4 protein-coding genes, 1 tRNA gene, 1 rRNA gene and 1 pseudogene are annotated in these 6,658 nt (G+C 67.6%); 2 read left to right on the plus strand and 5 right to left on the minus strand.

Annotated features, from left to right (window positions below; all coding sequences use genetic code 11):
• The 4 genes from AC27IQ_RS17235 to AC27IQ_RS17250 form a co-directional block, all read right to left on the minus strand.
• On the minus strand, nt 1-2,120 hold a 2,120-nt coding region (locus tag AC27IQ_RS17235), incomplete at its 3' end, for an AsmA family protein (RefSeq protein ID WP_487090187.1).
• A gap of 454 nt (nt 2,121-2,574) precedes the next feature.
• A tRNA-Gly gene (locus AC27IQ_RS17240) sits at nt 2,575-2,648 on the minus strand.
• Nucleotides 2,649-2,786: 138 nt separating this feature from the next.
• Entirely contained in the window at nt 2,787-3,890 is a 1,104-nt protein-coding gene (locus tag AC27IQ_RS17245; protein ID WP_487090188.1) for an IPTL-CTERM sorting domain-containing protein, read from the minus strand.
• A gap of 234 nt (nt 3,891-4,124) precedes the next feature.
• Nucleotides 4,125-5,036 (minus strand): pseudouridine synthase, encoded by a 912-nt coding sequence (locus tag AC27IQ_RS17250; protein ID WP_487090189.1) that lies wholly within the window; start codon nt 5,034-5,036, stop codon nt 4,125-4,127.
• A 148-nt stretch (nt 5,037-5,184) separates the two neighbouring features.
• Between AC27IQ_RS17250 and AC27IQ_RS17255 the strand changes: the two genes are divergently transcribed.
• Entirely contained in the window at nt 5,185-5,652 is a 468-nt protein-coding gene (locus tag AC27IQ_RS17255; RefSeq protein ID WP_487090190.1) for a hypothetical protein, read from the plus strand.
• Between the two features lie 73 nt (nt 5,653-5,725).
• Here AC27IQ_RS17255 and AC27IQ_RS17260 read toward each other — a convergent pair.
• Nucleotides 5,726-6,496 (minus strand): annotated as a pseudogene (locus AC27IQ_RS17260) (rhodanese-like domain-containing protein); the annotation flags it as partial.
• A gap of 56 nt (nt 6,497-6,552) precedes the next feature.
• On the opposite strand from AC27IQ_RS17260, the gene rrf reads away from it, so the two are divergent.
• Nucleotides 6,553-6,658: ribosomal RNA gene (rrf, locus tag AC27IQ_RS17265) — 5S ribosomal RNA — on the plus strand; the annotation flags it as partial.

Genomic DNA, 6,658 nt, shown 5'->3' on the forward strand with positions numbered 1-6,658 from the left:
CGGCGGCCGCCACGGCGGCGCCCCGCGCGCAGCAGCAGCGGGCCGGCTTCCAGGCCCACCTTGGGATCGGCAAATGGGCCCTTCACGTACAGCGGCGTGCGCAGGGAGAAGAACTTCCACTGCAGCGATTCGGGCTTGATGCGCAGGTCGATGTGCTCGCGGCCCAGGTCGGCCGTGCCGGTGGCTTCCACCGTGGCCTCGTTGGTGCTCAGCTTCACCGAGCGGGTCTGCGCGATGCCGTCTTTCACCGCGAAGTCGGCCACGGCGCAGCGCAGCTGCACTTCCTTGTCGTCGCCGAAGAGCTTGGCCACCACCACGCTCCCCACGTTGAGCGCGGCCAGGTCCAGCATCTGCTTGCTGAAACGGCCATCGCGGATGTACAGGCGGGTTTCGCCGCTGGCGCTGCCCAGCATGCTGGCCACCGACTGGCCACTGCCGTTCAGGGCCACGGCACCATCAAGCCGGCCGAAGCTCTTTTCCATCAGTTCGACCTTGGGAAACAGGCCCGACAGCCGCAGCCCTTCCACGCTGCCGCGCAACTGGGCCTTGAGCGGCTTGGTGCGGCTGTCCAGCACCACGGTGGAATCGATCTTGCCCTGCGCCACACCGAACTGCAGGGGCGAGAGGGTGAGCAGGGCGTTGTCCAGCACCGCATGCACGCGCAGGTTTTCGATCGGCAGGCTCTCGTCGCGCACGATCTGCTGGCCACTGAAGGTCAGGTCCAGGTCCATCGCGTTCCAGCGGTCGGTGGCGAATGCCACGTCGGGCAGCACCTTGCCGGGGCGTTTGGAGGTGCCTTTTTCCGCCTTGCCTTCGCCCGTCGGTGCGCCCAGCACGGGCCCCAGGTCGGCCAGACGCAGCTTCTTGGAGGTCATCGTGCCCTTGAGGCGGGGGCGGGGCTTGGCCGACGTGTAAGTCAGACTGCCATGCAGATCGCTGTCGCCCACGGTGCCGTCGAAATCGCGGTACTCCCACACCGCGTTGTCCGGCTCCAGGCTGCCCACCAGCCGGCCGCGCGTGCGAAACGGCGGCGTGTTCGGCAGCACCAGGCCGGTCAGGTCATACAGGTCGGCCATGCTCTCGGCCTTGAGCATCACCTTCAGGTCCATGCCCGACAGCGCGGCCGGGTTGGACAGGATGCCTTCCACCTCGGCTTCCACCGTGCCGGCCTTCGCCTTGAACCGCAGCGGGTAGTCCACGACCTTTTCGCGCAGGTCCATGACGTGCCCGCCTTCGCCCCGGCCCTGGATGCGGGCCTTGGCGTAGCGGCCCCGCACCTCGAAGCGCACGCCGTACGGGCCGGGCGCCTGCCCGGCGGGTGTGTCGATGGTCCCGAGCTTGGCGGTGAAGGCCAGGTCTTTCACGGCATCGGCATAGGCCAGTTGGCCATCGCGCACCACGAGCCGTCCCACGCTCACGCTCCAGGGATTGGGCTTCGCCGGCCCGCCGTCCTTGGCGGGGCGGTCGAAGGTCCAGTTGTTGCTGCCGTCGGCCTTGCGGGCCAGCGCCACGTCAGGCACGGTGAGTACCAGCGTGTCGATGGCCACATGGCGCGACAGCAGCGGCAGGAGCCGAAGCGAAGCACTGACGCTGCCCAGGGTGGCCATGGGCTGGCCGGACGCGGGCACCGAGGCCGTGCTGTCCGGCGCGGCCGGCACGGAAGCTGCCGATGCAGCCGACACCGCAGGCGTGGCCGATGCGGCGGCCTTCTCGGCACGCGCCTGCACGGTGGCGGTGGATGCATCGTCCGTCTGCACATCCAGGGCGCCGAAGTGCCCGAAGTCCGCCCGGTTGTCCATCACCAGCCGGTCCGCCTGCACCGTGACGCCCGGCACCCAGCGGCGCCAGCCGGTCTCCACGGGCTGCGGCCACTGCCAGTGGGCCCTCAGATCGCCCTCGATGGCAAAGCGGCGGCCGGTGGCCTCGCTGACCTGCTGGTTGATCCAGGGCTTGGCCCGATTCCAGTCGAACCACGCCACGAAGGCCAGCAACAGCAGCAGCACAACGAGCAGCCCCGCCACTGCGGCAAGCGGCAGCCGCGACCGCCGCCTCCGGGAGGGCGTGGGCGATGCAGGGGCGGGCGCAGTGGAGGAAGGCGAAGTCTCAGGGGGCATGGTCATGGGCGTTTTCTTGGGGCCATGCTAGCCCGCGCCTGCGGCTTCCCCCCGCTGCCCTGCCGCTTTGCCGCCGTTGTCCTACAGGGGAGACCATGCTGTTGCACGGGGCGGAATGACGTGCATCAAAGACTGTCGAACGGACCCGGTGGCATTGAGCGATGCGCTGCCGCGCCAAGCGGTTTCGGTCGGCAGGGCTCGGAAGAAATCCAGCAGCTGCTGCAGGAGCGGCTGCGGCGCGCGGCGTACTTGAAATCGGCCCGAACGTCAGCTTCGGACCTGTCGACCCGGCTGCCGCCCCTCGAGGAGCATCCCAGCGGCTCCACTGCCGATGCGAAAAAGCCCCCGCAAGACGACTCGTCAGCGAAATCCGTTCCGGCCAGGCCATAGAAAAAGGGGCTGAAAAGCCCCTTTTGCAGCGACCCAGAGACGCATCGGCATCTGTGGATCAGGCATCGATTGGAGCGGGTGAAGGGAATCGAACCCTCGTATGAAGCTTGGGAAGCTGCCGTTCTACCATTGAACTACACCCGCATGGCGCCAGAGGCTGGGGCATTGACTGGCAATGCCTTTCGCTGTGGCGCGCCGGATTATATAAGGCTCGTCGGCCTGGTTCCCGCACGACGTGGCAAAGATGCCATGCACGCGGTGCTTCGCTCGATTGCCCAGCCCTCAGCGATTGGCACGGCTTCGCCGCCGATGCATGAACAGTGCGAACGCTGCAATCAACGCCGTCAGAAGGTATCGCCCCCACTCGCTGAGCGTCGGGATGGCCGCAGCCGCAGCCACGGGTGGCACCGCCACGGCAGTGCAGACGACAGCGACGTTGCTCACGGGGCCCGACACCGTGCCGCTGCCGTTCGTCACGGTGCAACTCTGCGCTGGCGATGTGGGCTGGTTCAGCACGGACACTGCATAGGTCGCGCCGTAAGGCACGGCCGACAGCGAGAACGCTCCATTGGCTGAAATCGACGCGTTGCCGCCACCGTTGATTTGTAGAACGAGGCCCGTTCCCGTCAGCCCCGAAACCGTTCCGCCGACGGCATAGCTGCACTTGCTGGTGACATCCGATGCCACCCAATTGGAGGCGGTCCCGGTGAGTGCGAAGTTCTGCAGCGTGCCGTCATTGCCCCCGGCCCCATCGGGCAGGCTGGTCTGCCCGGCATTGTTGCCTGCTGCATTGCCTTGGTCGAAAGCATATGAATTCGACGCACCCGCCGGGGCCTGGCAGCCGGCTTTGGCCGTGGTGACCTCGGAGGCGGTCAGGACCCGGTTGAAAAGATCGAAGCGATCCATCGATCCGGGGAAAGACTGCGCTCCGTCGGTCCGCGAACCGATCGTCATCAACCCATTCGTGCCGGTGGAACTGGCCCCACCGGGCATGCTGGGCTGCAAGACGCCATTGATGTAGAGGGCGACGGTGCTTGTCGAAGCATCCCAGATCATGGCAACGTGATTCCAGGCGCCTGCCGTGACCGCGTCGGTGGATCTCGTCGACACCGTGGCGCCACCATTGACGACATAGCCAAGGATTGCGCCAGAGGTGGACATCAGCAGCGTGACGAAGTTGGACGTGTCCGTCTGGGCGAAGAACACCCGGGCGGCCGTCGGCAGCGAATCGGGCTTGATCCACACCGTGGTCGAGAAACTGTTGGCTGCAGCCAGTGCCGCGGGAACGGGCATCGCGACCTGGTCGTTCGCGCCATCGAAGTGCAGCGCGTTGTCCGCGGCCGAAACCGAAAAAGCGGCCACGATGAGGCCGATCGATGCCAGCATCCGCCATGGTTTCTGTGTCCAGGCCATTTCCGCATCCCCTCTTCATCGGTCACCAATGGATAGTTGTGGAATATATCTGCAGTGGCATTGATAGCAACGGCCCCACTTCTTTCCGAAGCCATGCGCCCATGCGCCGGCTCGCCACAGCCGTGCGAAGCAGCCCCGGGGCGCGGTTTGCCGTGCAGATGCAGCCCGTTGCGGGTCACCCGACCGGGCTACCGGGCCGCATGGGGGTCATTCCAAGGCGCCCAATTCCCGCTCGCTGTCGAAACGCCGGGGCACTCCGGTGACCGGGTCGTCGAACACCAGCGACCGCGCCAACAACTGCAGCGGCTGCGAAAAGTCGCCTTCGGGCGGATCGTTGACCACGGGATAGAAAGCGTCGCCGCGCAGCGGCAGCCCCAGCGCCGCCATGTGCACGCGCAACTGGTGGCGCTTGCCCGTCACGGGCGACAGGCGGTAGCGGGCCCAGGCGCCGGCCACCTGCAGCACCTCGATGCGCGTGAGCGTGTTGGGTTCCCCCGGCACTTCCTGCATGCGAAAGAACTGGGGGCTTTCCTCCATGCGGCTGGCGTGCTCGCGGGGAAAGGCCAGGTCGTCGCGCCACGGCGCCACGGCTTCATAGGTCTTGGCGATGCGGCGGTCACGGAACAGGGCCTGGTAGGCGCCGCGCGTTTCGCGCTGCACCGAAAACAGCACCAGCCCGGCCGTGTCGCGGTCGATGCGGTGCACGGGCGCGAGGTCGGGCAGGTTCAGGCGGCGCTTGAGCCGCACCAGCAGCGTGTGCTGCAGGTAGCGGCCCGTGGGCACCACGGGCAGGAAATGCGGCTTGTCGGCCACGAGGATGTGGTCGTCCCGGTAGAGCACGGCTTCCTCGAAGGGAATGGCGGTTTCCTGCTCCAGCGCCCGGTAGTAGTACAGCCGGATGCCGGGGGCGAAGGGCCGCTCGGCCGTGGCCGGCACGCCGAACTCGTCGACCACTTCGCGCGCGGCCATGCGCTGCAGCCAGCCTTCGCGGCCCACGGCGGGCAAGCGCTTTACGAGAAAGTCCAGCAGGCTGCCCTCGCCAGTCGAAGGCAGCGCCACGCAACTGGGGCTCACCCCGTTGCGCATGGGCAGGACGCGGGGATCGTGGCGGTTGTGCATGGCGGACCGATTGTAGTGAGCCGCTCCGCCTGGGCCCGGTGCCGCCGCGCCATGCCGATTTCGTGGCACCCCCACCGAAGGGGGGTTGGCTGGAATGGCCCGGCATGGTCCATTAGGGGCCCGAAATCTCTCACCCGAAGGAACTGCCATGCCAGACAGCGCGACGCCACTCCATTGCAGGGTGCGATGGCCCGCCATGGGCGTGGCGGCCGCCCTGGCCTGCGTGCTGTCGGGCTGCGCGCTGACCGGCGCGGCCGGCTATCCGCCGAGCGCATCGCGGGTTCTGGCCGTGCCCGCCGACCTCTCCAATCCGCAACTGTTCGACTGCGCCGCGGCTGGCCTGGCGCGCATGTCCGAGACCGGCAGTGCATGGCCGGGGATCACGCGCAGGGACGATGCACAGGGCCTGCTGGAGTCGGGCCACTTTCCGGAGTGGAACCGCAGCGGCTTTCGCGTGCGCATCGAACGCCCGCCCGGGGCCGGCGAGGCCACGCTGGCCCTCAAGGCCGGTGGCGCCTATCTCGCCGACCTGGGTGCGGCGCAGGCGATGAACGATTTCGAGGCGGTGTTGAGGCCCTGCATTGGCGCCGCAGGCGGCGGCAGAACTCAAGGCTGAAAGCCTGAAGCCTTTTGGGCCCGATGCCCTAGGTTTTCATGCCTGTATTGCTATTAATTAAATAGCAAAACATTCAGGCGACCGCAAAGCCGTGCGTGCCGTCGCGCGCCAGTTGCTCCACCAGCCCGAACTCCCAGTCCAGATAGCCCTGCATGGCTTCGCGCGGGGCGTCGGTGCCTTCGTAGGGGCGGCGGTAGCGGTCGATGCGCGGGGAGGCCAGGCGCGTCTCGCCATGCTCCAGGGGCAGGTTTTCTTCGATCCATGCCAGGGTGCCGCCTTGCAGCACGGCCGTGGGCGCGCCGGTCAGCCGGGCGACAGCTTCGGCGGCATGGCGGGCGAGGGCGCTGGTGCCGCAGGTCAGCACATAGCGGCTGGCGGGCGGCACGTGTTCCAGTGCCTGCGCCAACTGGGACCGCAGGACGAACCAGGCACCGGGGATGTGGCGCCGAACGTATTGGGCGCTGGCGGTGAAATCCAGAACGGCTGTGTGCCCTTCGGGCTCTTCCCGCAGCCAGCGCGCGAGCTGACGTGGCGCGACCCAGGTCAGCGGCCCGTGCGGCTCGGGCGCGAGCGGCGGGGGCTGGCCCGTCTCCAGCGCGGCGGCAGGATCGGCGCCGTCCAGCACCCATACGTCCCAGCCCATCTGGGCCAGCCAGGAGGCGGTCATGTTCGCTCGCGTGCCATCGTCGTCGGCCAGCACGATGCGGGCGCCGCGCACGGGCGCCGCATGGTCGGTTTCCTGCACGAGCTGGCCGCCCGGCGCGCTGCGAAAGCCGGGCAGGTGCCCGGCCTCGTACTCCTCGGGCGTGCGCACGTCGAAGCGGTAGGTGGTGCGGCCGGTTTCGGCGGCGAAGCGGGTGAGATCGCCGGTTGATCACATCAAGGTAGCTCCAAGTTATGCCTGATGACCATAGCAAGTTGGTACCACTCCTTCCCATCCCGAACAGGACAGTGAAACGACTTTGCGCCGATGATAGTGCGGGTTCCCGTGTGAAAGTAGGTCATC

This window comes from Acidovorax sp. KPB24-07, assembly GCF_057543315.1.